Origin of the sequence: Aeromonas sp. S5(2024) (assembly GCF_041403025.1) — a bacterium.
Taxonomy (GTDB): Bacteria; Pseudomonadota; Gammaproteobacteria; order Enterobacterales; family Aeromonadaceae; genus Aeromonas; species Aeromonas hydrophila.
The window spans coordinates 194871-218525 of record NZ_JBGLRI010000009.1 but is presented as its reverse complement, the minus strand read 5'-3'; the positions used below and the strand labels follow the sequence as shown (position 1 = coordinate 218525).

At 61.6% G+C, this 23655-nt stretch carries 20 protein-coding genes, 1 pseudogene and 1 riboswitch; of the genes and pseudogenes, 11 read left to right on the top strand and 10 right to left on the bottom strand.

Translation table 11 applies throughout. The annotated features are described in order from the left end of the window. Window positions 1–374: 374 nt before the first annotated feature. The 4 genes from ACB032_RS17495 (at window position 375) to ACB032_RS17480 (ending at window position 5452) form a co-directional block, all read left to right on the top strand. Window positions 375–827: a pullulanase gene (locus ACB032_RS17495; protein WP_011704809.1), complete on the top strand. Its 453-nt coding sequence runs from the start codon at window positions 375–377 to the stop codon at window positions 825–827. 207 nt (window positions 828–1034) lie between these two features. Further along, window positions 1035–3182: an adenosylcobalamin-dependent ribonucleoside-diphosphate reductase gene (locus ACB032_RS17490; RefSeq protein ID WP_371138425.1), complete on the top strand. Its 2148-nt coding sequence runs from the start codon at window positions 1035–1037 to the stop codon at window positions 3180–3182. Between the two features lie 10 nt (window positions 3183–3192). Then, window positions 3193–3873: an NrdJb gene (locus tag ACB032_RS17485; protein WP_371138424.1), complete on the top strand. Its 681-nt coding sequence runs from the start codon at window positions 3193–3195 to the stop codon at window positions 3871–3873. A gap of 208 nt (window positions 3874–4081) precedes the next feature. Continuing rightward, entirely contained in the window at window positions 4082–5452 is a 1371-nt protein-coding gene (locus ACB032_RS17480) for a PhoH family protein (protein ID WP_011704812.1), read from the top strand. Window positions 5453–5519: 67 nt separating this feature from the next. On the opposite strand, the pseudogene ACB032_RS17475 reads toward ACB032_RS17480, so the two are convergent. From ACB032_RS17475 to thiB, 4 genes and pseudogenes are all read right to left on the bottom strand, one after another. Next, window positions 5520–5660: pseudogene (locus tag ACB032_RS17475) on the bottom strand (thiamine ABC transporter ATP-binding protein); the annotation flags it as partial. 29 nt (window positions 5661–5689) lie between these two features. Continuing rightward, window positions 5690–6397, bottom strand: a complete 708-nt coding sequence (gene thiQ / locus ACB032_RS17470) for a thiamine ABC transporter ATP-binding protein (RefSeq protein WP_045527994.1) — start codon at window positions 6395–6397, stop codon at window positions 5690–5692. A gap of 65 nt (window positions 6398–6462) precedes the next feature. Beyond that, entirely contained in the window at window positions 6463–8085 is a 1623-nt protein-coding gene (thiP, locus tag ACB032_RS17465; RefSeq protein WP_371138427.1) for a thiamine/thiamine pyrophosphate ABC transporter permease, read from the bottom strand. After that, window positions 8082–9062 carry a thiamine ABC transporter substrate binding subunit gene (gene thiB / locus ACB032_RS17460; RefSeq protein ID WP_024944304.1) on the bottom strand — a complete coding sequence of 327 codons (981 nt, stop codon included), beginning with the start codon at window positions 9060–9062 and terminating at the stop codon, window positions 8082–8084. Before thiB ends, thiP begins: the two co-directional genes overlap by 4 nt. Before the next feature lie 51 nt (window positions 9063–9113). Continuing rightward, window positions 9114–9204, bottom strand: a riboswitch (TPP riboswitch). 91 nt (window positions 9205–9295) lie between these two features. Here thiB and ACB032_RS17455 point away from each other — a divergent pair. Next, on the top strand, window positions 9296–9586 hold the full coding sequence (locus tag ACB032_RS17455) for a PilZ domain-containing protein (protein ID WP_017410271.1): 291 nt from the start codon (window positions 9296–9298) through the stop codon (window positions 9584–9586). A 101-nt stretch (window positions 9587–9687) separates the two neighbouring features. Here ACB032_RS17455 and ACB032_RS17450 read toward each other — a convergent pair whose 3' ends face one another. The 5 genes from ACB032_RS17450 to leuA all read right to left on the bottom strand — a co-directional run bounded on the left by ACB032_RS17450 (window position 9688) and on the right by leuA (window position 15438). Further along, window positions 9688–10617 (bottom strand): transglutaminase domain-containing protein, encoded by a 930-nt coding sequence (locus ACB032_RS17450; RefSeq protein WP_371138423.1) that lies wholly within the window; start codon window positions 10615–10617, stop codon window positions 9688–9690. Window positions 10618–10733: 116 nt separating this feature from the next. Then, complete coding sequence (gene leuD, locus ACB032_RS17445) at window positions 10734–11333, bottom strand: 3-isopropylmalate dehydratase small subunit (RefSeq protein ID WP_024944306.1); 600 nt, start codon at window positions 11331–11333, stop codon at window positions 10734–10736. 12 nt (window positions 11334–11345) lie between these two features. Continuing rightward, on the bottom strand, window positions 11346–12743 hold the full coding sequence (gene leuC / locus ACB032_RS17440; RefSeq protein WP_371138422.1) for a 3-isopropylmalate dehydratase large subunit: 1398 nt from the start codon (window positions 12741–12743) through the stop codon (window positions 11346–11348). A 32-nt stretch (window positions 12744–12775) separates the two neighbouring features. Next, entirely contained in the window at window positions 12776–13861 is a 1086-nt protein-coding gene (leuB, locus tag ACB032_RS17435) for a 3-isopropylmalate dehydrogenase (RefSeq protein ID WP_371138421.1), read from the bottom strand. Between the two features lie 2 nt (window positions 13862–13863). Continuing rightward, window positions 13864–15438, bottom strand: a complete 1575-nt coding sequence (gene leuA, locus ACB032_RS17430; RefSeq protein WP_371138420.1) for a 2-isopropylmalate synthase — start codon at window positions 15436–15438, stop codon at window positions 13864–13866. A gap of 407 nt (window positions 15439–15845) precedes the next feature. Between leuA and ACB032_RS17425 the strand changes: the two genes are divergently transcribed. The 6 genes from ACB032_RS17425 to ilvN all read left to right on the top strand — a co-directional run bounded on the left by ACB032_RS17425 (window position 15846) and on the right by ilvN (window position 21087). Continuing rightward, window positions 15846–16469, top strand: coding sequence for a TetR/AcrR family transcriptional regulator (locus ACB032_RS17425; RefSeq protein ID WP_011704823.1), 624 nt, complete (start codon window positions 15846–15848; stop codon window positions 16467–16469). A gap of 125 nt (window positions 16470–16594) precedes the next feature. Continuing rightward, window positions 16595–17095 (top strand): phosphatase PAP2 family protein, encoded by a 501-nt coding sequence (locus ACB032_RS17420; RefSeq protein WP_044799268.1) that lies wholly within the window; start codon window positions 16595–16597, stop codon window positions 17093–17095. Continuing rightward, complete coding sequence (locus ACB032_RS17415; protein WP_371138419.1) at window positions 17095–18204, top strand: MJ1255/VC2487 family glycosyltransferase; 1110 nt, start codon at window positions 17095–17097, stop codon at window positions 18202–18204. Before ACB032_RS17420 ends, ACB032_RS17415 begins: the two co-directional genes overlap by 1 nt. A gap of 36 nt (window positions 18205–18240) precedes the next feature. After that, window positions 18241–18393, top strand: coding sequence for a hypothetical protein (locus ACB032_RS17410; RefSeq protein WP_011704826.1), 153 nt, complete (start codon window positions 18241–18243; stop codon window positions 18391–18393). A gap of 389 nt (window positions 18394–18782) precedes the next feature. Beyond that, window positions 18783–20501: an acetolactate synthase 3 large subunit gene (locus ACB032_RS17405; protein WP_011704827.1), complete on the top strand. Its 1719-nt coding sequence runs from the start codon at window positions 18783–18785 to the stop codon at window positions 20499–20501. Window positions 20502–20592: 91 nt separating this feature from the next. After that, window positions 20593–21087, top strand: coding sequence for an acetolactate synthase small subunit (ilvN, locus tag ACB032_RS17400; protein ID WP_011704829.1), 495 nt, complete (start codon window positions 20593–20595; stop codon window positions 21085–21087). A 393-nt stretch (window positions 21088–21480) separates the two neighbouring features. On the opposite strand, the gene pta is transcribed toward ilvN, so the two are convergent. Beyond that, a complete protein-coding gene (gene pta, locus ACB032_RS17395; protein WP_017410280.1) occupies window positions 21481–23652 on the bottom strand; it encodes a phosphate acetyltransferase in 2172 nt (723 codons plus the stop codon). Window positions 23653–23655: the final 3 nt, after the last annotated feature.

Below are 23655 nucleotides of genomic sequence, written 5' to 3'. Positions count from 1 at the left end.
TGAACCCATGCCGAACTCAGAAGTGAAACGCGGTAGCGCCGATGGTAGTGTGGCATTCGCCATGCGAGAGTAGGACACTGCCAGGCACCCAACACGAGAAACCCCGCTCATCTGAGCGGGGTTTTTTATTGTCTGAAATTCGGCCCTTTCCTCTCTGAACCCCGTTTATCTGATCGCTCAAGATCATCTTTCCTGACCTCGTTTCTTATATGGTCCACCTTTTGTCTGGCTGATATTTGTCCATCAATTCAATTGCTGAACAGAAAAAGCACAGAATGTGATGCCTCTACCTTTCTTGTGATGCCCGCTCTGCTTTAATTCGTCTGCCCACGTTTGATGGGCCAAGGAATCACAATAATCTGAGGAATGGACACATGTTCAAAAGAACAGTAACGATGATGCTGGCGGCGGGAACCCTGGTATTAGGCGGTTGCGCATCTCACGGTGGCGCTGAGCAAGCGGCTGCGGACAACAGCGATTTCGGTGGCAAGTCCATCTACCTGCGTGGGGAGATGAACGACTGGATGGCAACCGACGCGAGCAAGGTGGTCAAGGTAGCCGACAAGCTCTACATGGCCAAGGGAACGCTCAAGAAAGAGTGGGCTCCCTACAAGTTCAAGTTCGCCGACTCAGGCTGGAGCTGTGGCACCAACTTCGGCTACAAGAGCCCGAGTGACGGCGTTGCCGTGCTGGGTGGTGAAGCCGTGCCGGTCAACCCCTGCTCCAAGTATGAAGACATGAAGTTCTCGCCGGATGCGGATGGCGTCTATGAGTTCTATCTGAACATGGCGGGCGATACCCCGACCGTGTACGTCAAGAAACCCTGATCTGGACCGGGAAGCACGTTTCCCGGGCGATGAATCGGTGAATGCCCCGGCCCAGCCCACTGCTGGCCGGGGCGTTTTTTTAGGATGAGACAGGCTCTCTCGTTATTAAAAACACTACATATAGTGTTTTTATTTTGTTTGTTCGCTATTGGTTGTGTTTATTGCTACTGTCGTGACATTGTTCCATTCACATGAGGTTGATTGAACATGGCTAAATCCAACCCGGTGCAGGAGAGTGAGAGCGCCTCTCGCCTGATCCCCCTGCAGGACACATCCTTCGAGATCTGGGATAGCAAGTATCGTCTCAAGAGCAAGGATGGCGTCCCCATTGATGGCACGATCGATGAAACCTACCAGCGGGTCGCTCGTGCCCTGGCTGGCCAGGAGTCGCAGCCAGACGTCTGGTATGAGCCCTTCCTGTGGGCGCTGCGCAACGGTGCCATCCCGGCTGGACGCATCACGTCCAATGCGGGAGCCTTCGAGCACAAGCCGGCGACCTCGACCATCAACTGCACCGTCTCCGGTACCATCGAGGATTCGATGGACGACATCCTCGGCAAGGTGCACGAAGCGGGACTGACCCTGAAAGCCGGTTGCGGCATTGGCTATGACTTTTCAACCTTGCGCCCGCGCGGGGCTTTTGTCTCCGGTGCCGGGGCCTATACCTCGGGCCCGCTCTCCTTCATGGATATCTACGACAAGATGTGTTTCACCGTCTCGTCCGCCGGTGGTCGTCGCGGCGCCCAGATGGGCACCATGGATATCCGTCACCCCGATGTGATCGAGTTTATTCAGGCCAAGCGGGAGGATGGCCGTCTGCGCCAGTTCAACCTCTCCCTGCTCATCACCGAAGAGTTCGTCAAGGCGGTAAAAGAGGATGCCCCCTGGCAGCTTATCTTCCCCTACACCGCCAGGGAGGTGGAGCAGGACGGCATAGCGCTGGACGATCCCGCTCAGGTGTTCTGGGCCGACTGGCCGAACAGGGAAGGGGTGGTGTTCAACGAGCTGGGGCAGGTCGCCTGCAAGGTCTACAAGACCCTGCCGGCACGCAAGCTGTGGAATATCATCATGACTTCCACTTATGACTATGCGGAGCCCGGTTTCATCCTGATCGACAAGGTTAACCAGATGAACAACAACTGGTTCTGCGAGGAGATCCGCGCCACCAACCCTTGCGGTGAGCAGCCTCTGCCCCCCTATGGGGCCTGCCTGCTGGGCTCGGTCAACCTGACCCGGTTCGTGCGCGACCCCTTCACCGAACAGGCCGCCTTCGACTGGTCTGCCTTTCGCAAGGTTGTGGCCATCTTCACCCGCATGTTGGACAACGTGGTGGAGATCAACCAGCTGCCGCTTGCCAGGCAGCGTGAAGAGATCATCAGCAAGCGCCGTCATGGCATGGGCTTCCTCGGCCTCGGCTCGGCGCTCACCATGCTGCGGATAAGATACGGCTCTGTCGCCGCCGTCGCCTTTACCGAGCAGGTATCTCAGGAGCTGGCCATGACCGGCTGGCGCGAGTCCCTGGCCTTGGCGAAGGAGAAGGGCCCGGCCCCCATCATGGAGCAGGAGTTCGAGGTGACCGGCAAGCTGCTGCGGCTGCGCCCCGAGATGGCGGCAGACGGCATCAAGCTTGGTGACAAGGTGAAGGGCAAGGTGCTGCACGCCCGTTACAGCCGCTACATGCAGCAGGTGGCCGAGGTGGATCCCGCCCTGGTTGCCGAGCTGGTCGAGGTGGGGGGGCGTTTCACCCACCACAGCAGCATTGCGCCGACCGGCACCATCTCGCTGTCGCTGGCCAACAACGCCAGCAACGGCATCGAGCCGAGCTTTGCCCATCACTACAGTCGCAACGTCATCAAGCCGGGCAAGAAGAGCAAGGAGAGCGTGGACGTCTACTCCTATGAGCTGCTGGCCTACCGCGAGCTGGTCAATCCGGCTGCCATGCCTTATGCCGAGGATGAGTCGACCCGGTTGCCGGATTACTTCATCACCGCTGACGACATCAGCCCGGCCCAGCACGTAGACATTCAGGCTGCGGCCCAGCGCTGGATCGACTCCTCCATCTCCAAGACGGCCAACGTGCCGACCGACTTTCCGTTCGAGCAGTTCAAGGACATTTATCTCTATGCGTCGGATTCGGGGCTCAAGGGCTGCACCACCTTCCGGTTCAACCCGGCAGCCTTCCAGGGGGTACTGGTGAAGGAGCAGGACCTGGAGAACACCCTGTACGAGTTCACCCTGGAGGATGGCTCGGTTGTCACGGCGAAAGGGAACGAGGAGATTGAATACGATGGCGAGCTGCATACCGCTGCCAACCTCTACGATGCCTTGAAAGAAGGCTATTACGGTAAATTCTGAGGACGAGCGCATGGTCAAGAAAATCGACAGGAAAATCGTCGCCTACCAGGTGAAAACCCGGGATGAACCGCAGCAACCCCCTGTGCAGGATGACGTGGTTCACATGCACGAGACGGTGTTGCGGCCGGAGCGGTTGATGGGCACCACCTACAAGCTGAAGACGCCGGAGCATGTGTCCGAGCACTCGTTGTTCATCACCATCAACGACATCATTCTCAACGAGGGGACGGTGCACGAGACTCGCCGCCCGTTCGAGATCTTCATCAATTCGAAAAGCCTGGAGCACTATCAGTGGATCGTGGCGCTGACCCGCATCATCTCGGCGGTGTTTCGCAAGGGGGGGGACGTCACCTTCCTGGTGGAGGAGCTGCGCTCGGTGTTCGATCCCAAGGGCGGCTACTGGAACAAGGGCAAGTACGTACCCTCGCTTATCGCCGAAATTGGCAACGTGATCGAAACCCATCTCACCGAGATCGGCATGCTCAAGGTGGCCGGGCTGGATGAACACCAGCAGGCGTTCCTGGCCGACAAGCAGGCCGAGCTGCAAACCCGGCAACAGGGCGACGAGCAGCAGGCCGGGAGCGGTTTTCCACCCGGTGCAGCGCTTTGCTACAAGTGCCACAGCAAGGCGATGGTACAGAAGGATGGCTGCATGACCTGCCTCAATTGCGGCGATTCCAAGTGCGGTTGAGCGATTGATCGCAGACAACAGGCCGGCCTTGGTGCCGGCCTTTTGCATTGCTGCTTTTCTGTTCGAACGCATCGACGGTACACGCGATTTGTTGCGCGATAGTAAAATCGGGCGTAGCGTTGGGGGTAATAAAACTGTCACGGCCGTGTGGTTTCAATGACATCTGAGATTCACACACGTGGCACCTTCAGTGCCAAGGAGGATGCTTATGGACAACACGGACCGAAAGCTGTTTATCCTGGATACCAATGTTCTGCTTCACGAACCCCTCGCCATCTACTCCTTCAAAGAGCACGACGTGCTCATCCCCATGACGGTGCTGGAAGAGCTCGACAACATCAAGGATCGTCACAAGGACGTCAGCCGCGATGCGCGGGTGGCCATTCGGGCGCTGGAGGATGTATTTCGCGATGCAACGCCGGAACAGATTGCACAAGGGGTAGCGCTTGCCGGTGAGGCGAGCGGTCACATCTCCATCTTCAGTGACCACCATCTGCCGCAGGATGCCGAAGTGTTCACCGACAAGGAGGCCGACAACCGCATCATCAACGCGGCCCTCTACCTGCAAAAGCACGAGTTGAAACGTCAGGTGGTGCTGGTCACCAAAGACATCAACATGCGGCTCAAGGCCAAGGGTGCCGGGCTTGCCCACGTCGAGGATTACCGCAGCGATCAGCTGATCGACGACATCCGCCTGCTGGCCAAGGGCTTCCAGGTGGTGCCTGGCAGCTTCTGGGAGCGGGTCGGCGAGTGCGACAGCGAGACCCATGGCCGCGATACCGTTCACGTCATCGATGCCAACCTGCTTGAGGGCATTCACGTCAACCAGTACCTGATCGATGAAGAGAACTTCTTCGCGGCCCGGGTGCTCAGCCACGACAGCCAGAAGATCCGCATCAAGGATCTGGGGCGCGAGCGGCTGATGTCCCGCAAGGCGTGGGGGGTACATCCCAAGAACGTCTATCAGGGGATGGCGCTCGATGCGCTGCTCGATCCGCACATTGATCTGGTGATCCTGACCGGCCCGGCGGGCTGCGGCAAGACCCTGCTGGCCATGGCTGCCGCACTGGAGCTGGTGATCGAGAAGGGGATCTACGAGAAGGTGATCGTCACCCGAAATACCCCGGAAATCGCCGAGAGCATCGGCTTCCTGCCTGGCACCGAAGAAGAGAAAATGATGCCCTGGCTGGCGGCGGTGACCGACACCCTGGAGGTGCTGCACAAGCAGGATGAGAACATGAGTGGGTCCCTCAGTTACATCATGGAGAAGGCCAACATCCAGTTCAAATCGGTCAACTTCATGCGCGGGCGCAGCATCCAGAACACCTTCGTGCTGCTGGACGAGTGCCAGAACCTGACCGCGTCCCAGATCAAGACCATCATCACCCGTTGCGGCGAGGGCACCAAGATCGTCTGCTCCGGCAACCTGGCCCAGATCGACTCCAACTACCTGAGCCCGGTGACCTCAGGTCTGACCTACATCGTCGAGCGTTTCAAAGACTTCGACGGCAGTGCCAACATCTTCCTGAACGGGGTGGTGCGCAGTAAGCTCGCCTCCTTCGCCGAGGAAAACCTCTGATTTGATTGACTATCTTCGTATGAAAAAGGGAAGCCAGGCGGCTTCCCTTTTTTGATCCCGTCATCGGTTATTGCTCCTGCGTGCGGCCAAGATAGCGCAACAACCCGGGGTGGTCGCTGTTGCGCAGGATGTCCGGCGTACCCTGCAGAGCGATGCGCCCCTCGTCGACGAACAACACCTGATCAGCGATGAGCTGGGCATCCTCCGGCAATGACAGGGGGGATTCCATCAGCTTCACTATGGCGCTAGCGCGCGGCCAAGATAGCGCAGCAACCCGGGGTGATCGCTGTTGTGCAGGATGTCCGGCGTACCCTGCAGGGCGATGCGCCCCTCGTCCACGAACAACACCTGATCGGCAATGAGTTGGGCATCCTCCGGGTTATGAGAGACCATCAGCACGGTAATGCCCTGCTCGCAGGCGAGCCTCGCCACCTCCGCCAGCATCTCCCGGCGCAGGGCCGGATCGAGCGCCGAGAAGGGTTCATCCAGCAGCAGCAGTGGCTTGCCCCGCACCAGCGCCCGGGCCAGCCCGACTCGCTGTTGCTGGCCGCCGGAGAGCTGTTCCGGCAGCCGGGTGAGCATCTCGCCGAGGCCAACCCGGCTCGCGGCATCCTTCACCTGGGCCCGCTGGGCCGCGTTCAGGCGCAGGCCGGGGTGCAGGCCGATGGCGATATTGTCGAACACCGACAGATGCAGGAACAGGTTGTGATCCTGAAACAGGGTGGTGACCGGCCGTGCGGCCGGGCCCAGCGGCAGCAGATCCTCGCCATCGAAGTCGAGGGTACCGGACTCTACCGGCACGAAACCGGCGATCATGCCGAGCAGGGTCGACTTGCCAGCGCCGCTCGGGCCGATGAGCGCAGTGATCTCCCCCTTGGGCAGGGTGGCACTGAAGCTGACGCGCCAGTCCGGGTAGCTGGTGACCAGCTGATCAATATTCAGCATGTTCTCTTCTCCAAGGGGCAGCTCGACCAACCGGAGCGGCCGAATAAGCGGTTGGGGCGTGTGCTTCAATGTTCGGCATGCTTGCCTCCCAGGCCACGTTCAATCAGCCAGAACAGGGAGAAACAGAGGATCAGCAGCAGCAGGGCGGTGGCGGCCGCCTCGGTCAACCGATAGCTGCCGAGCTGCTGATAGAGCAGCCAGGGCAGGGTGGTGAGCTCCTGGCTGCCGAACATGGCGATGGCGCCGAGATCTCCCAGTGACAGGATCATCGAAAGCGCTGCCGCCTGGGCCAGCGGGCGGCGCAGCAGGGGCCACTCCACCAGCCGCAGGCGATGCAGTCCGCGTACCCCCAGGCTGTCGGCCAGCCGGTCGTACTGGCGCACCACCAGTTGCATGGGGGCGGAGAGGGTTCGCAGCACATAGGGCAGCGCCATCAGGGCATTGACCAGCACCACCAGCCAGGGGCCGAGGGCGAACACGTCGGCGAACGGCATGAACAGGATGAACAGGCCGGTGGAGAGCACTACCGCCGGGATCATCAGGATCACCGAGCCGCTGGCCTCCCACAGGGCGGCGGCCCGCCGCTTGCGATCCCGCACGCGCAGGTGACGGCTGGTGAGCAGCAGCGCGCTGCCGAGCAGGGTGGCCAGGCTGCCTGCCGCCAGCGCGATCAGCAGCGACTGGGCGCTGGCCAGCCACAACTTGCTTGAGGTCAGTGCACCCGGCAGGCCGGGGTTGAGGCCGGCTACCACGATGGCCAGCAAGGGGGGCAGGAACACTGCCAGCCCGATAGCGAGGGCGAGGGCGTCCACCAGACCGGTTCCCGGCTGATGGCGGTCCGGGCGCAGACAGGGACGCCGGGCGCTGATCCGGCTGGCCGGGCTGCTCTGCAGCTTGTGTTGAAGCATCAGCAGACCCGCGGTCAGGAGCAACTGCACCAGCGCCAGCCCGCCGGCGGTGGCGAGATCGAAGTCAAAGCGCAGTGCCTGATAGACGGCCACCTCCAGGGTGGTTGATTTGGGGCCGCCCCCGAGCGCCAGCACTGTGGTGAAGCTGGTAAAGCAGAGCATGAAGATGAGGCTGGCCAGGCCTGGCAACTGGGCCCGGATCAGCGGCCACTCCAGCAGCCGGAAAATATGGGAAGAGCGCATGCCGAGCTGGCTGGCGAGGCGCCAGGAGGACTCGGGAATGCTCTCTATGCTTTGCAGCAACAGGCGTGCCGCCAGCGGCATGTTGAAGAAGACGTGGGCCAGCAGGATGCCGAGCAGGCCATAAAGGTAATTGCCGGGAGCGAGCCCCAGCCCGTGCAGCAACTGTGGCAACCAGCCCTGCTTGCCGTGTACCGCGACGATGCCGAAGATGGCGATGATGACCGGCAATACCAGCGAGAGGCCGAACAGCTTGAGCAGCAGACGGCGGCCGATGAAACGGCGCCGCGCCAGCGCGCGGGCCACCGGAATGGCCAGCCCCAGGCTCAGCAGGGTGGAGAGCAGTGCCTGCCAGAGGCTGAAGCCCAGCACGTGGCGCAGGTAGGGGTCGGCCAGCAGGGTACGGGGCGCCAGCGACCCGGCCTGCCACAACAGGGCCACCAGCGGCCCCAGGGAGAGCAGCAGGATGATCAGGGTGGCGGCACTGCCCGGCAGCCACCAGAGGGGGCGAGCCTGCGCTCTGGCGAAGATACGGCTCACTGGGTGACGGCTTGCAGCCACTCGCGGATCCAGTTCTTGCGGTTGGCGGCCACCTCATCGCTGCTGAAGGCGAGCGGCTTAGCTACGGTGATCATCTGCTCGAAGCCCTTGGGCAGCGGCGTGTCGATCACCGGATACATCCAGTTGCCGGTGGCCATCTCGTTCTGGAACGCGGGGCTTGTCATGAACTGCAGGAACTGGTCCGCCAGCTTGCCCTGGGTGGCGCTGCTGAGCTTGGCGGCCACTTCCACCTGGCGGTAGTGACCCTCCTCAAACGCCGCAGCCTGATACTGCGGTTTGTTCTCGGCAATCAGGTGGTAAGCGGGGGAGGTCGTGTAGGAGAGCACCATATCCGCCTCGCCGTCGAGGAACATGCCGTAGGCCTCGGACCAGCCCTTGGTGACGGTGACCGTCTTCTTGGCCAATTGCGCCCAGGCGGCAGGTGCCTCATCTCCGTAGACCGACTTCATCCACAGCATCAACCCCTGACCCGGCGTAGAGGTGCGCGGATCCTGATAGATCACCTTGAGATCCGGGCGCTCTACCAGCTCTTTCAGGCTTTTGGGCGGGTTCTTGAGCTTGCTCTGGTCGTAGACGAAGGCGAAGTAGCCGTAGTCGTAGGGGACGAAAGTATCGTCCTGCCAGCCGCCCGGCACTTTGACCCCGTCCAGCTTGCTGCCGTGGGGGGCAAACAGGCCGCTCTGTTTGGCTTCGCTGACGAGCGCATCGTCCAGCCCCAGCACCAGATCGGCCTTGCTGTGCTTGCCCTCCAGTCGCAGCCGGTTGAGGATGGCCACGCCATCTTCAAGCGGCACCAGTTTGAGGGTGCAGCCGCACTCCTTCTCGAAGGCCTGCTTGATCTTGGGACCGGGTCCCCACTCAGCGGTGAAGGAGTTGTAGGTGTAGACGGTGAGAGTGTCGGCCGCGAAGGCCTGGGCACTGAGCAGGCTGGTGGCGACCAGCAGCAGGGTTTTCATGAGCGGCACTCCCTTAGCAATGAGGTGCCAGCGGATGAGGGCGCAAAAAATGAGCGCCATGCCTCAAATTCCTCCGCCAGCATTATCTGGATCAGGTTCACGGGTATAATCTCAGCGGTAAACCGCACCCCGTTTGAGAAACGAACCGCATTGTATTAACGTTCTTGGGGGGAGGCCAGCACAATTGTTCCTGCGGGCCAGCGAGACGGCGTCAGACAACAGAGGATGTTCGCGTGATCACCAGCACCAAGGAAAGACGCGCCTTCCAGCGCATGATAATCAATGCCCCCGTCACCATCTTTCAGCAACAGCAGGTACTGGAAGGGGTCTGCCGGGATCTCAGCGCCAACGGCATGGGGATCGCCGTCGCCGAGCATCAGCTCGATGTGAGCCAACCCATCCGGGTGAGCCTGGCCACCAACAACAACCTGCTGCCCCCCTTCGAGGCGCAGGCCCGCATCATTCGGGTGCTGGAAGAAGAGGATGGACTGCTGCTGGCCATCGAGTTCCAGGCCCTCGCCTGACCGGCCGTCACACCCTTCGTCATGCATCGACCAGCCCCGCGCTGGTCGATTTCATTCTGGCGTTTTTCCCCTTGTTTTCACGACGGCCCCGACGGGCGGCGTTATTTATCCGCGCGAACCGGCTGCACGCTCAGCTGCTGGCTGTCGATGAGGGTCTTGCTGGTCGGTGACAGCTGGCCCATCGCCAGCTGGGCCGGGCCGGTGGGCTCCATCAGCAGATAGGTTTCCCCTTCCCGGTTCAGGGTGGCCTCACCCGGCTTGGCTGGCAGCGCAACTCCCAGCAGAGCATGACCCGGCACGAACACCATGGCCTGTTTCAATTCGGGAAAGAGCTGGGCCAGCATGGCGGCCATCAGGGTCACCTTGCTGTCACAGTCGCCCTGATTCTGCTCCAGCACCTGGCCCGGGGTTAAAAAGCCCTTCCCCTGGCGCCCTGACTGGCTGTCGAGCAGCTGATAGGGGATGGACTGCACGAAGTCGAGCATATGGGCCACCGTCTTCTGGCGGGCTTCGGTCTCGGTGCTGCCCTGCTGCTTGAGCTGCTCGGCCAGCGGCGCCAGTTCGTTGCGGCTCTCCAGCGCGATGCGCACATGGTCCTGCTTGATGGCGGCGGCGCCGTCGGGGGCGGTGAAGGGCTGGAAATAGTGCTGCTTGAGCCACTCGGCTTCCAGCTTGTCCCGTTGCTGGGTGAGCCAGCTCATGGCCTTGTTGACCTGCTCGGGCTGGCGTCCCTTGATCTTGAGCTCCATCTGGGGGCGAGAGAGGGCAAACTGCACGGTAGGGAACTCGGCCATCCCCTGTTGCAACAGGCTCTGCAGCACGTCCTCCTGCATGCGGGCCGGCCGATAGGCGATGAGTGGTGGCAACTTGCCCGCTTCCAGCCGATAGGTGAGCTGCTGCGCCTTGCCGTCCTTGTCCTGCCAACCGACGTTGAGCTGACCGCCGCTGCTGTTGAAATAGGTCTGCCCGGCACAGACCGGCAGCGCCAGCCAGAGGCCGCAGAGCAGGGGGAGGGCGATCGTCATCTTCATTCGAGTGTCCCGTCGGGCATGCAGAAGTGGCCGGCCATGCGTGTAGCTTGGCCTGACAATAAAACAGGGAGCCGCGGCTCCCTGTTGATTCTACTCGTTTTATGGCACCTGATGGGTCAAATCCAGCTCGGCTGCTTCGCCTCGAAGGCGCTGATGGCGGCCTCGTGTTGCAGGGTCAGGCCGATGGCGTCCAGCCCGTTGAGCAGGCAGTAGCGGCGGAACTCGTCGATCTCGAAGCCGAAGCTGAGGCTACCTGCGCGCACCTGATTGGCCTCCAGGTCAACTTCGATCTGGATGCCCGGCTGGGCGGCAACCAGCTGGAACAGGGCGTCTACCTCTTCCTCCTTCAGGCGCACCGGCACCATGCCGTTGTTGATGGCGTTGCCATAGAAGATGTCGGCGAAGCTCGGGGCAATGATGGTCTTGAAGCCGTAGTCCGCTAGCGCCCAGGGGGCGTGCTCGCGGCTCGAGCCGCAGCCGAAGTTCTCGCGGGCCAGCAGGATGCTGGCACCGGCGAACTGCGGTTGGTTGAGCACGAACTCGGGGTTGGGCTGCTCCCCTGCATCGTCCAGGAAGCGCCAGTCGTGGAACAGGTGCTTGCCAAAACCGATGCGGTTGACCTTCTGCAGAAACTGCTTGGGAATGATGGCGTCGGTGTCGACGTTGGCGCTGTCGAGGGGGACGACGATCCCTTTGTGCTGTTTGAAACCTGTCATGTACGTTCCCTCTTACAGTGCACGAATGTCGGCGAAGCGGCCGGTGACGGCGGCGGCGGCGGCCATGGCCGGGCTCACCAGATGGGTGCGGCCGGCGCGGCCCTGGCGCCCTTCGAAGTTGCGGTTGCTGGTGGAGGCGCAGCGCTCCCCCGGTTGCAGCCGATCGTTGTTCATGGCCAGACACATGGAGCAGCCGGGCAGGCGCCACTCAAAGCCTGCCTCGATGAAGATCTTGTCCAGACCCTCGGCTTCGGCCTGGGCCTTCACCTGTTCGGAGCCCGGCACCACCAGCGCTTGCACGCCAGCGGCGACCTTGCGACCGCGGGCGATGGCGGCGGCGGCGCGCAGATCCTCGATGCGGCTGTTGGTGCACGACCCGATAAACACCTTGTCGATGGCAACGTCGGAGAGCTTCTGACCCGGCTGCAGGTCCATGTAGGCGAGCGCCTTGCGGGCGGACTGCTGCTCCATCAGATCGCTGAAGGATTCCGGTGCAGGAATGGGTTCATTGACGGCGATCACCTGACCCGGATTGGTGCCCCAGGTGACCTGCGGGGCGATATCGGCGGCGTCGAGCACCACTTCGGCATCGAAGTGGGCACCTTCGTCGCTCTTGAGGCTCTGCCAGTAGGCGATGGCCTGTTCCAGCGCCTCGCCCTTGGGAGCGAACTCCTTGCCACGGATGTAGTCGATGGTGATCTGGTCGGGGGCGATCATCCCCGCCTTGGCGCCGAGCTCGATGGCCATGTTGCACACCGTCATGCGCCCTTCCATGGTGAGCCCTTCGATGGCCTCGCCAGCGAACTCCACCACATAGCCGGTACCGCCGGCATGGCCGACCCGGCCTATGATGGCCAGCACCACGTCTTTGGCGCTGATGCCTGCGGCCAGTTTGCCGTTGACCGAAATGCGCATGGTCTTGGCGCGGCCCTGTTTCAGGGTCTGGGTCGCCATCACATGCTCCACCTCGGAGGTGCCGATGCCGAACGCCAGCGAGCCGAAGGCGCCGTGGGTGGCGGTGTGGGAGTCGCCGCAGACGATGGTGGTGCCGGGCAGGGTGATGCCGAGCTCGGGGCCCATCACGTGGACGATACCCTGGTATTTGTGGTTCAGGTCATACAGACGGACCCCGAACTCCTTGCAGTTGACGGCCAGCGTTTCCATCTGGATGCGGGCCATCTCGCCGGAGGCGGCGATGTCCTTGGTGGTGGTGGAGACGTTGTGATCCATGGTGGCCCAGGTCAGGTCCGGGCGGCGCAGCTGGCGGTTCATGGCGCGCAGGCCGTCGAATGCCTGCGGGCTGGTCACTTCATGCACCAGATGGCGGTCGATGTAGATGAGGGGCGTTTCTCCTTCCACTTCCCGGACCACGTGGGCGTCGAATACTTTCTGATAGAGGGTCTTGGCCATTGCTCGGTTTCCTTGTTATCGATGCCGTGGGGTCAGATGCGCGCGGCGATCTGGCTGCCCATCTCGGCCGTGCTCTGCACCGGGTGACGGGCGCTGGCCTGATGCAGGTCGGCGGTGAAGTAACCCTCGGCCAGGGCCTGGGCCACGGCCTGCTCGATGGCCTGGGCGGCGGCTTCCTGGCCCAGGCTGTAGCGCAGCATCAGGGCGGCAGAGAGGATCTGGGCGATGGGGTTGGCGATGCCCTTGCCGGCGATATCCGGCGCCGAGCCACCGGCCGGCTCGAACAGACCGAAGCCCGATTCGTTGAGGCTGGCGGAGGGGAGCAGCCCCATGGAGCCGGTGATCATGGCGCACTCGTCGGAGAGGATGTCACCGAACAGGTTGGAGCAGAGCAGCACGTCGAACTGGGACGGATCCTTGATGAGCTGCATGGTGGCGTTGTCGATGTACATGTGATTCAGCGCCACGTCCGGATAGGACTTGGCGACTTCGGTCACCACCTCGCGCCACAGAATGGAGGAGGCGAGCACGTTGGCCTTGTCGATGGAGGTGACCTTGCCACGGCGAACACGAGCCGACTCGAACGCTATCTTGGCAATGCGCTCGATCTCGAAGCGATGGTACACCTCGGTGTCGAATGCCTTCTCGGTGGGGCCTTCCCCTTCACGCCCCTTGGGCTGGCCGAAGTAGATGCCGCCGGTCAGCTCGCGCACGCAGGCGATGTCAAAACCGCGATCCGAGATGTCGGCACGCAGCGGCGAGAACTGCTCGAGGCCGGTGTAGATGCGGGCCGGACGCAGGTTGCAGAACAGCTTGAAGTGGGCGCGCAGGGGCAGCAGGGCGCCGCGTTCTGGCTGATCGTTGGGGGGCAGGTGCTCCCACTTGGGGCCGCCCACCGAGCCGAACAGCACGGCATCGGCCGCCTCGCAGCCTGCAATGGTGCTCTGGGGCAGCGGGGTGCCGTGGTTGTCGATGGCGATGCCTCCCACGTCGTGGCGCTCGTAGTCGAGGGCGAAGCCAAATCTGGCCTGCACCTTTTCCAGCACCTTGACGGCCTCGGCCATCACTTCCGGGCCAATGCCGTCACCCGGCAATACTGCGATCCGATAACTGCTCATACTCACACGCTCTCCGTATTGATCTTGTCTGTTTTTGCGACGTTGCGTTCCATCTGTTCGGCCACCTGATCGGCGCGCCAGATGCTGTTGATCACGTGGATCAACGCCTGGGCGGAAGACTCTATGATGTCGGTGGCCAGGCCCATGCCATGGAATTTGCGGCCCTTGTACTGTGCGACTATGTCAACCTGGCCGAGGGCGTTCTTGCCTTCCCCCTTGCCCTTGAGTTCGTACTTGTCGATGCTGATTTCGTAGCCGGTGATGCGGTTGATGCACTGGTAGACCGCGTCCACCGGGCCGTTGCCGGTGGCGGCTTCGCTGACGATCTCCTGGCCCACCTTCAATTTCACCGAGGCGGTGGCCATCACCGAGCTGCCGCTCTGCACGCCGAGGTACTCCAGCTTGAAGTGCTCCGGCTCTTCGTGGATCTGGCTGAAGAAGGCGAGCGCCTCCAGATCGTAATCGAACACCTGCCCCTTCTTGTCGGCCAGGGTGAGGAACTTGCCGTAGAGATCGTCGAGGTCGTAACTGCTCTCGGCGTAGCCCATGGACTCCATCCGGTGCTTGATGACGTGGCGGCCGGAGCGGGAAGTCATGTTGAGGTTGTTCTGGGTGAGGCCGATGCTCTCCGGGGTGATGATTTCGTAAGTGTTTTTCGCCTTGAGCACACCGTCCTGATGGATGCCGGAGCTGTGGGAGAAGGCGTTGGTCCCGACGATGGCCTTGTTGGGCTGCACCGGCATGTTGCAGAGCTGGCTGACCAGGGCGCTGGTGCGATGAATTTCGCTGTGGCGGATGTTGGTGTGCACCCCGAGCAGGTCGGCGCGGGTCTTCAGGATCATCGCCACCTCTTCCAGCGAGCAGTTGCCGGCCCGCTCGCCGATGCCGTTGATGGTGCACTCGATCTGGCGGGCCCCCATCTGCACGGCGCCGATGGAGTTGGCCACCGAGAGGCCCAGATCGTCGTGGCAGTGCACCGAGATGATGGCCTGATCGATGTTGGGTACCCGGTTGAACAGGGTCTGGATGATGCCGGAGAACTCGGTCGGTACCGTGTAGCCGACGGTATCCGGAATATTGATGGTGCGAGCGCCGGCCTTGATGGCGGCTTCCACCATGCGGCACAGGTTGTCTATCGGGGTGCGGCCCGCGTCCTCGCAGGAGAACTCCACGTCGTCGGTGTAGCGGCGGGCATGCTTGATGGCGTTGACCCCCATCTCCAGCACGTCTTCGAAGCTCTTCTTCAGCTTGCTCTCGACGTGGATGGAGGAGGTGGAGATGAAGGTGTGGATGCGAAAGGCTTCGGCGACCCGCAGGGCTTCGCCGGCGGCGTCGATGTCCTTGGGCAGGGCTCGGGCGAGGGCACAGACCCGGCTCTGTTTGATATGGCGGGCGATGGTCTGCACCGATTGAAAGTCGCCGGGGGAGGAGACCGGGAACCCCACCTCCATGACGTCAACACCGAGCCGCTCCAGCGCCTGGGCGATCTGCAGCTTCTCCTTGACCGTCAAGCTGGCCGCCAGAGCCTGCTCACCATCGCGCAGGGTGGTGTCGAATATGATGACCCGATCTGACATGTGACTTCCCTCTTCCTAAGTTCGGTGACGTGCATCCTGCGTTGGCATAAAAAAACCCGTGCAGGGTGCACGGGTTTTTGTAAATTCCGGCTATGCCTGAGCCCGGCTACAAGGATCCCGCGCGACTGGTCGCGATTAGGGAGATTAGTAGTAGCGGAGCGGCAATACGCATGATGAATCAATCCTTCCAGTCGATAACGCTTTTACCAATATCGAGATTTTTATGCTGTGTCAACCGCGCAGACCCGGTTCATTTCGCTGGTTTATTTAATCGGATTGTAAAGGAGTGCAAATTTACTTGTCCCATATTCGGCCCTTGCACGATTATCTGGTCATTCCTGCTGTACTCGATCATCTGTGCAATCAGATCGACTTGTCAGTTTTTGCTGAATTATCCGAGGTATTAAATGGAAAAACGTAGACCTGGTCGTCCGGTCGGACGTTCTGACATTCGTGACAAGTTGCTCTCTGCCGCCCGTGAGCGTTTTCTCAACACCCCCTACAGCAAGGTGACGACCCGTGAGATCGCCGAGCTGGCTGGCTCCAATCTGGCGATGATCCACTACTACTTCGGCAGCAAAGAGGGTCTCTACAAGGCGGTGCTGGGCGATGTGGCCGAGCCGCTGGATCAAGCCTGGCACGATGAGGCCGGCAACCGCAGCCTCAACGACCTGCTCAACACCTACTATCAGGTGATGGCGCCAAACAGCGAACTGACCTCCGCCATCTCCAGCGCATTATCGACCGAGAAAAGCCCAGGTCGGGATTTTGTGCTGAACCGTCTGCTGGAACGCCAGCTGCCCCAGTTCGATGCCTTGCTGGAGTCCATGAAGAACAACGGCGAACTGGGTGACAACCTGGATCCCGAGATGCTGAAGATCTCCTTCCTCAGCATGATGTGGCAGCCGTTCGTGATGAAGGATCTCTACGAGCAGGTATTCGGCCTGACCGTGGATGAACATTTCATGGCCCGCCTGGCGGATCACAACTGCCGTCTGATGGAAAACGGTTTGCGCGGCACTCTGAACTGATCATTTGCCACCTGGACAGCAAAAAGGGCCATTCGGCCCTTTTTTCATAAATCTGTTATCCCACGTTCAACCAAGTGTCACCCCGTCGCCCTAGTCTGCTCCAAGACTTCAGGGAAGGAGGGGTTATGAACAAGATCCAGCAATGGGACCTGCAGGTGTGTCGTATCTGCCTGCTGCACGCCTACAACCGGCAGCAGGCGAGGGTGAGTCGTCTCATTTCCCGTACCGGTGATGGCCCCCTTTACGCCGTGCTGGCGGCCCTGCTCTGGTGGCAGGGGGAGGCCGAACGCGAGCTGGTGAAGCTGGCGCTGCTCGCCTTCGCCTTCGAGCTGCCGCTCTACCTGCTGCTGAAAAACCTGCTCAAGCGCCAGCGTCCGGCGGGGTTGCCGGTCTTCATCACCCCTTCCGATCGCTACAGCCTGCCCTCCGGTCACACCGCCGCCGCCTTCCTGATGGCAACCGTGCTGGCCGCCAGCTTCCCGCTCTGGGCCCCCTTGCTGTTTGTCTGGGCCGCGTTGGTGGGGGCGTCCCGTCTGCTGCTCGGGGTGCACTATCTGAGCGATCTGGTGGCCGGCGCCCTGCTCGGCGGCGGCTGCGCCCTGCTGGCGCTCGGCTGGGGCCAATGATGAGGATCCTGTTCGGGGTACAGGGCACCGGCAACGGTCACATCAGCCGCAGCCGTACCCTGGCGCGGGCGCTGAGAGCCCGTGGCCTGGAAGTGGACTACCTGTTCAGCGGTCGCCCCGCCGACGGCTATTTCGAGATGGCCGAATTCGGCGATTATCGTGCCTTTCCCGGCATCACCTTCGTCAGCCATGAGGGGGCCATCTCGGGTTGGCGAACCCTCAAGGGGCTCTCGCCGCTGCGCTTCTGGCGCGACATGCGGGCGCTCGACTGTCGCGACTACGACCTCGTCATCAGCGATTTCGAGCCGATCAGTGCCCACGCCGCCCGCCGCTGGGGCAAGCCGAGTCTTACCATCAGCCACCAGGCGAGCTTCGACTGGCCCATTCCGCGCTGGGGGGAGAGCGGCTTCAACCGTCAGCTGATGCGCCATTTCGCACCGGTGCGCCAGGCGCTCGGGTTGCACTGGTTTCACTTCGGTCAACCCTTGCTGCCGCCCATCATAGACGCCATCCCGCCTGCCCACGACAATCAGCAGATCCTGGTTTATCTGCCGTTTGAGCAGACCGAGGCGATCGCAGCCCTGCTGTCGCGCTTCAACCAGCAGCGCTTCGTCTGCTTTCATCCAGCCATTCGCAACGCCAACCAGTGGCGCAACATAGCGTTCGAACCGCAGGCCAGGGAGGGGTTCAAGCAGATGCTGGCCGGCTGTCGCGGGGTCATCACCAACGGTGGCTTCGAGCTCGCCTCGGAGGCGCTATCCCTTGGCAAGAAACTGCTGGTCAAGCCGCTGGGGGGCCAGTTCGAGCAGCTGACCAACAGCAAGACCCTGGAGCTGATGGGGCTGGCCCGTCTGATGGATGCACTCGATGCCAACGCGGTGCGGGCCTGGCTGGATGCTGCCGCCCCTGGCCAGATTATCTACCCCGATGTGGCCAGTGAGCTGGCGGGCTGGCTGGCGGACGGAGCGCAGGAGAGCGTGCCAGCGCTCTCCCGCCGGCTGTGGGCTCGCACCTTGTTCCCGGAAGAGGTGTGCGATCGGCTGAGCGAACTGGAGGGGGGCAGTCCGCTAAACAGCAGTTGGTTATCGCAAGTGAGCGCCTTTGACTAGACTGAGAGGGATCCCACCAAGGAGAGGACGGACACCATGCGCTTTACCAATGAAAACGGCGACACCATGAATCTGGCGGACAATCTCACCCTGCACGAACTGCTGGACATGGGGGTCAGTATCTCGGTCTGCGAGGAGACGGATCCGGATCAGCAGATCTGGCTGGCGGAGCCGGAAGAGGATCATTGATCCCCTGCCAGGCTTGCGGGCCCACCCAGGCGGTGGGCTTATTTTTTTCCATTCAGGGCGGCAGTGGCAGCATGATCCGCTGGTCATTCCCCCAACTTCCTCGTATTGTCCCCGCCCTTTTTCTCAAGTCACTGAATGTTAATAGCTGTTTGAAATTTATGACTGTTCTGGTCAGACAAAGCCGTGGACAAGCGTTCACAAGCGGGTTAAGTTGGTTTTTCACCCGCTTTTCGGGTGAATGATGGAAAAAACCTATTTTTCTACTATCGACAGCGCCGAACTCGCCGGGTCCGTATTCAGACAACAACAATGCACGGACTGGCGGTGCCGGGAAGCAGCGGACTGCCGATAGCTTTCGCTTAACGGAGCAAAGCCTGGAGGGCTTTATCATGGAGATGTTATCAGGCGCCCAGATGGTGGTTAGAGCGCTGGAAGATCAGGGAGTTGAGCATGTTTTCGGCTACCCTGGTGGCTCAGTGCTCGACATCTATGACGCTCTCTTTGAAAACGGCAAGATGGAGCATGTCCTGGTGCGGCACGAACAGGCCGCGGTGCACATGGCGGACGGTTACGCCCGCTCCACCGGCAAGGTGGGTACTGTGCTGGTGACCTCGGGTCCCGGCGCCACCAACTGCATTACGGGGATCGCGACCGCCTACATGGACTCCATCCCCCTGGTGATCCTGTCCGGCCAGGTGCCGACCAGCATGATCGGGGAGGATGCATTCCAGGAGACCGACATGATCGGCATCTCCCGTCCGGTGGTGAAGCACAGCTTCCTGTGCAAGAAGGCCAGCGACATTCCCGACGCCATCAAGAAGGCCTACTACATTGCTGCCAGCGGCCGCCCGGGGCCGGTGGTGGTGGATCTGCCCAAAGACGTGCAGAACCCGAAAGAGAAGTTTCCCTATCAGTATCCCGAGACGGTTTCCCTGCGCTCCTACAATCCGACCAAGTCGGGCCACAAGGGGCAGATCAAGCGGGCCGCCAAGCTGCTGGTGGAGGCCGAGCGCCCGGTGATGTACGTCGGCGGCGGTGCCATCAATGCCAATGCGGATCACTTGGTGACCAAGCTGGCGGAGCTGTTGAACCTGCCGGTGACCACTACCCTGATGGGGTTGGGGGCCTTCTCTGGCACCCATCCGCAATTCATCGGCATGCTGGGCATGCACGGCACCTTCGAAGCGAACAAGACCATGCATAACGCGGATCTGATCTTCGCCGTGGGGGCCCGCTTCGATGACCGCGTCACCAACAACGTGGCCAAGTTCTGTCCCAACGCCACCATAGTTCACATCGACATCGATCCCACCTCCATCTCCAAGACGGTGCAGGCCCATGTGCCCATCGTCGGCTCGGTGGAAACCGTGCTGGAGCAGATGCTGGAGGTGATCCGCGAGTGTGGTTTCGACAACGACAAGCAGGTACTGGCGGACTGGTGGAGCCAGATCGGCCAGTGGCGCTCGCGCAACTGCCTGGCCTATGAGACCCACCCCACCCTGATCAAGCCGCAGCAGGTGATCGAGACCCTCTACAAGGTGACCAAGGGGGAGGCGTTCGTGGCCTCCGACGTGGGCCAGCATCAGATGTTTGCCGCCCTCTACTACCCGTTTGCCAAGCCGCGCCAGTGGATCAACTCCGGCGGCCTCGGCACCATGGGGTTCGGTATTCCGGCCGCCATGGGCGCCCAGTTTGCCAACCCGGATGCGGTGGTCTGCTGCGTCACCGGCGACGGTTCGGTGCAGATGAACATTCAGGAGCTCTCTACCTGCATGCAGTACGGGGTGCCCATCAAGATCATCTCCATCAACAACCGGGCGCTGGGCATGGTCAAGCAGTGGCAGAAGATGTTCTACGGTGGTCGCCACAGCCACTCCTACATGGAGTCGCTGCCGGACTTCGTCAAGCTGGCGGAAGCCTATGGCCACGTCGGCATCGCGGTGAGCGATCCGGCCGAGCTGGAGAGCGCCATGGAGAAGGCCTTCGCCATGAAGGATCGGCTGGTGTTCATGGACATCTCGGTTGACCCGGATGAGCACGTTTATCCGATGCAGATAAAGTTCGGCGCCATGGACGAGATGTGGCTGAGCAAGACGGAGAGAACCTGACGATGGAACATATTATTTCGGTCGTGCTCAAGGAACTCAAGTTTGGTTCCATCAAGGACGAGATGTGGCTGAGCAAGGCGGGGGAAACATCATGAGACATATAATTTCCGTTCTGCTGGAGAACGAATCCGGCGCCCTGAGCCGGGTGGTTGGCCTCTTCTCCCAGCGTGGCTACAACATCGAGACCCTGACGGTGGCGCCCACCGAGGATCCCACCCTGTCGCGCATGACCATCGTCACCATGGGTGACGAGCGGGTGCTGGAGCAGATCCAGAAGCAGTTGCACAAGCTGGTGGACGTGCTCAAGGTATGCGACTTGAGCGAGGGTGAGCACATCGAGCGGGAGATAGCGCTGGTCAAGGCGCGCGCCGCCGGTGGTGGTCGTGACGAGCTGAAACGGCTGGCGGATATCTTCCGCGGTCAGATCGTCGACGTCACCCCCGAGCTCTACACGGTGCAGCTGGTGGGTACCAGCGACAAGCTGGACGCCTTCATCAAGACGGCCGCCCAGACCAACGAGATCATCGAAGTGGTGCGCTCCGGTGTCTGCGGTATCTCCCGTGCCGACAAGGCGCTGCGCCCCTGAGTAGGTGGCTGGCGGGTTTGTTGTCCAAAGGGGCTCTTCCGAGCCCCTTTTTCATGGGCGCAAGGCGTGGCCGAGTCTGTCATTTTCTTTCAAATGATCGGTAAACTATCCACAAAAGCTGTGGAAAAGTCTGTAGATTAGCGGTGGGTCTGACGTTAGTGTGCTGATCTTAAAGAAGTATTTGGATCTGATCTCGGCTGGGGCGCAATTGTGCAATCGACTCTGGCGGGTGTGAGCGTTTGCTTATCCCGCCGCCCTTGCCGGGCTGGCCTCTGAACGAGAATGCGGGATCCGAACTGGATCCTGATTTGATCTCGCGGATCAACATCTGCCTGTCAGCCATAAAAAAACCCGCCAATTGGCGGGTTTTTGAGGTCTCATGGCTGAGGTCGATTACTCGGCCTGGGCTGCCTGGATACCGGTCAGGGCGATGGTGTAGACGATGTCGTCCACCAGGGCGCCACGGGACAGGTCGTTGACCGGCTTGCGCATGCCTTGCAGCATCGGGCCGATGGAAACCAGATCCGCGGAGCGCTGTACCGCCTTGTAGGTGGTGTTGCCGGTGTTCAGGTCCGGGAACACGAACACGGTGGCTTTACCTGCAACCGGAGAGTTCGGTGCCTTGGACTTGGCCACGTTCTCCATGATGGCCGCATCGTACTGCAGCGGGCCATCGATGATGAGGTCGGGGCGCTTGGCCTTGGCCAGCTCGGTGGCTTCACGCACTTTCTCTACATCGGCGCCGGCGCCGGAGGTGCCGGTGGAGTAGGAGATCATGGCGACGCGTGGCTCGATGCCGAAGGCGGCAGCGGAGTCGGCGGACTGGATGGCGATCTCGGCCAGCTGCTCGGCAGTGGGATCCGGGTTGATCGCGCAGTCACCGTAGACCAGTACCTGGTCCGGCAGCAGCATGAAGAAGATGGAGGAGATCAGGGAAGAGCCCGGAGCGGTCTTGATGATCTGCATCGGCGGACGGATGGTGTTGGCAGTGGTGTGCACCGCGCCGGATACCAGGCCGTCAACTTCATTGCGCTCCAGCATCATGGTACCCAGTACCACGTTGTCTTCCAGCTGTTCGCGGGCAACCACTTCGGTCATGCCCTTGTTCTTGCGCAGCTCGACCAGACGGGCCACATAGCGCTCGCGCACGGCAACCGGATCGATGATCTCGACGCGGTCGGTCAGTACCACGCCCTGCTGTTCGGCAACGCGACGGATCTCTTCCGGGTTGCCCAGCAGCACCGGACGGGCGATGCCGCGCTCGGCACAGATGGCGGCGGCCTTGATGGTCCGCGGCTCTTCCCCTTCCGGCAGCACGACACGCTTGTTGGCCTGACGGGCCAGTTCGGTCAGCTGGTAGCGGAAAGCCGGCGGGCTCAGGCGACGGGAGCGGGTGGACTTGGCGGAGAGAGACTCGATCCAGTGCTTGTCGATGTGGCCGGCTACATAGTCCTGCACCAGCTCGATCCGCTCGCGGTCGTCTTCCGGAATGTCGACGTTGAAGTTCTGCAGGCTGACCGCAGTCTGCCAGGTGTTGGTGCCGGTGATCATGATCGGCAGGCCGGTGGCCATGGCCTGTTGGCACAGCGCCATCACCTGCGGTTCCGGGTGGTAGTTGCCGGTCAGCAGCAGGGCACCCAGCTTGACGCCGTTCATGGCGGACAGGCAGGCGGAGACGATGACGTCGGAGCGGTCGCCGGAAGTGACCAGCAGGCTGCCCGGACGGAAGTGCTCGATCATGTTGTGGATGGAGCGGGCGCAGAAGGTCACGGTCTGCAGGCGACGGCTGTCCAGCTCACCCTTGTGCAGGATCTTGGCGGCCAGATGCTTGGCGAGATCCTTGGCGCGCGGGGCGATCAGCTGGGTATTCCAGGGGATGCAGCCGAGGATGCGCAGCGGGCTCTTGCCGAATACCTGCAGCACTTCCAGGTTATGGGCGGCGTCGGAAGTGTGGTGGTGGGCCTCGAACATCTCGGTCAGGTCGGGGCGGGTCACGCCATGCTCGTCAACCGGTGCACCCACCTTGTTGATGACGCAGCCAACGATACGGGGGTTGTTGACGCCACCGAAGTTGGAGCAGGCCAGCTCGATGCGCTCTTTCAGCTTCTGGCTGGAGTCGTTGCCCGGATGGGTCACGAACACCATGTCTGCATCCAGCGCCTTGGCGACGTCGTAGTTCAGCTTGTTGGCAAACGGCTGCTTGTCGGTCGGCACCATGCCTTCGATGACCAGCACTTCGGCACCGCTGGCCTTCACGTGCTCTTCGAAACGGGCCACGATCTCTTCCAGCAGGATGTCGGTGTTGCTGGAGGTGATCATGTTCTCGGCGTAGGAGAGGGCGAACGGCTCGGGCGGGTTGATGTTGGCAGCGGCGCGGATCACGGCGGTGGAGCGCTCGGTACCGGTTTCACCCGGACGCGGCTGAGCGACCGGTTTGAAGAAGCTGACATTGACACCGTGACGCTCCATGGCGCGAACAACGCCAAGGCTCACGGAAGTTACGCCGACACCAGTGCCGACCGGGATAAGCATAATAGTGCGTGCCACTTTATACCCCTTGTTCATTTT

What these genes read in the sequence shown, in the direction of transcription:
- leuD (WP_024944306.1), bottom strand. Translation starts at nt 11,333, where the DNA reads ATGACAGGTTTCAAACAGCACAAAGGGATCGTCGTCCCCCTCGACAGC.
- pta (WP_017410280.1), bottom strand. Translation starts at nt 23,652, where the DNA reads ATGAACAAGGGGTATAAAGTGGCACGCACTATTATGCTTATCCCGGTC.
- ACB032_RS17410 (WP_011704826.1), top strand. Translation starts at nt 18,241, where the DNA reads ATGCGCTTTACCAATGAAAACGGCGACACCATGAATCTGGCGGACAAT.
- leuB (WP_371138421.1), bottom strand. Translation starts at nt 13,861, where the DNA reads ATGAGCAGTTATCGGATCGCAGTATTGCCGGGTGACGGCATTGGCCCG.
- ACB032_RS17415 (WP_371138419.1), top strand. Translation starts at nt 17,095, where the DNA reads ATGAGGATCCTGTTCGGGGTACAGGGCACCGGCAACGGTCACATCAGC.
- ilvN (WP_011704829.1), top strand. Translation starts at nt 20,593, where the DNA reads ATGAGACATATAATTTCCGTTCTGCTGGAGAACGAATCCGGCGCCCTG.
- ACB032_RS17420 (WP_044799268.1), top strand. Translation starts at nt 16,595, where the DNA reads ATGAACAAGATCCAGCAATGGGACCTGCAGGTGTGTCGTATCTGCCTG.
- ACB032_RS17425 (WP_011704823.1), top strand. Translation starts at nt 15,846, where the DNA reads ATGGAAAAACGTAGACCTGGTCGTCCGGTCGGACGTTCTGACATTCGT.
- thiB (WP_024944304.1), bottom strand. Translation starts at nt 9,062, where the DNA reads ATGAAAACCCTGCTGCTGGTCGCCACCAGCCTGCTCAGTGCCCAGGCC.
- leuA (WP_371138420.1), bottom strand. Translation starts at nt 15,438, where the DNA reads ATGTCAGATCGGGTCATCATATTCGACACCACCCTGCGCGATGGTGAG.
- leuC (WP_371138422.1), bottom strand. Translation starts at nt 12,743, where the DNA reads ATGGCCAAGACCCTCTATCAGAAAGTATTCGACGCCCACGTGGTCCGG.
- ACB032_RS17450 (WP_371138423.1), bottom strand. Translation starts at nt 10,617, where the DNA reads ATGAAGATGACGATCGCCCTCCCCCTGCTCTGCGGCCTCTGGCTGGCG.
- ACB032_RS17495 (WP_011704809.1), top strand. Translation starts at nt 375, where the DNA reads ATGTTCAAAAGAACAGTAACGATGATGCTGGCGGCGGGAACCCTGGTA.
- ACB032_RS17490 (WP_371138425.1), top strand. Translation starts at nt 1,035, where the DNA reads ATGGCTAAATCCAACCCGGTGCAGGAGAGTGAGAGCGCCTCTCGCCTG.
- ACB032_RS17405 (WP_011704827.1), top strand. Translation starts at nt 18,783, where the DNA reads ATGGAGATGTTATCAGGCGCCCAGATGGTGGTTAGAGCGCTGGAAGAT.
- ACB032_RS17480 (WP_011704812.1), top strand. Translation starts at nt 4,082, where the DNA reads ATGGACAACACGGACCGAAAGCTGTTTATCCTGGATACCAATGTTCTG.
- thiQ (WP_045527994.1), bottom strand. Translation starts at nt 6,397, where the DNA reads ATGCTGAATATTGATCAGCTGGTCACCAGCTACCCGGACTGGCGCGTC.
- ACB032_RS17485 (WP_371138424.1), top strand. Translation starts at nt 3,193, where the DNA reads ATGGTCAAGAAAATCGACAGGAAAATCGTCGCCTACCAGGTGAAAACC.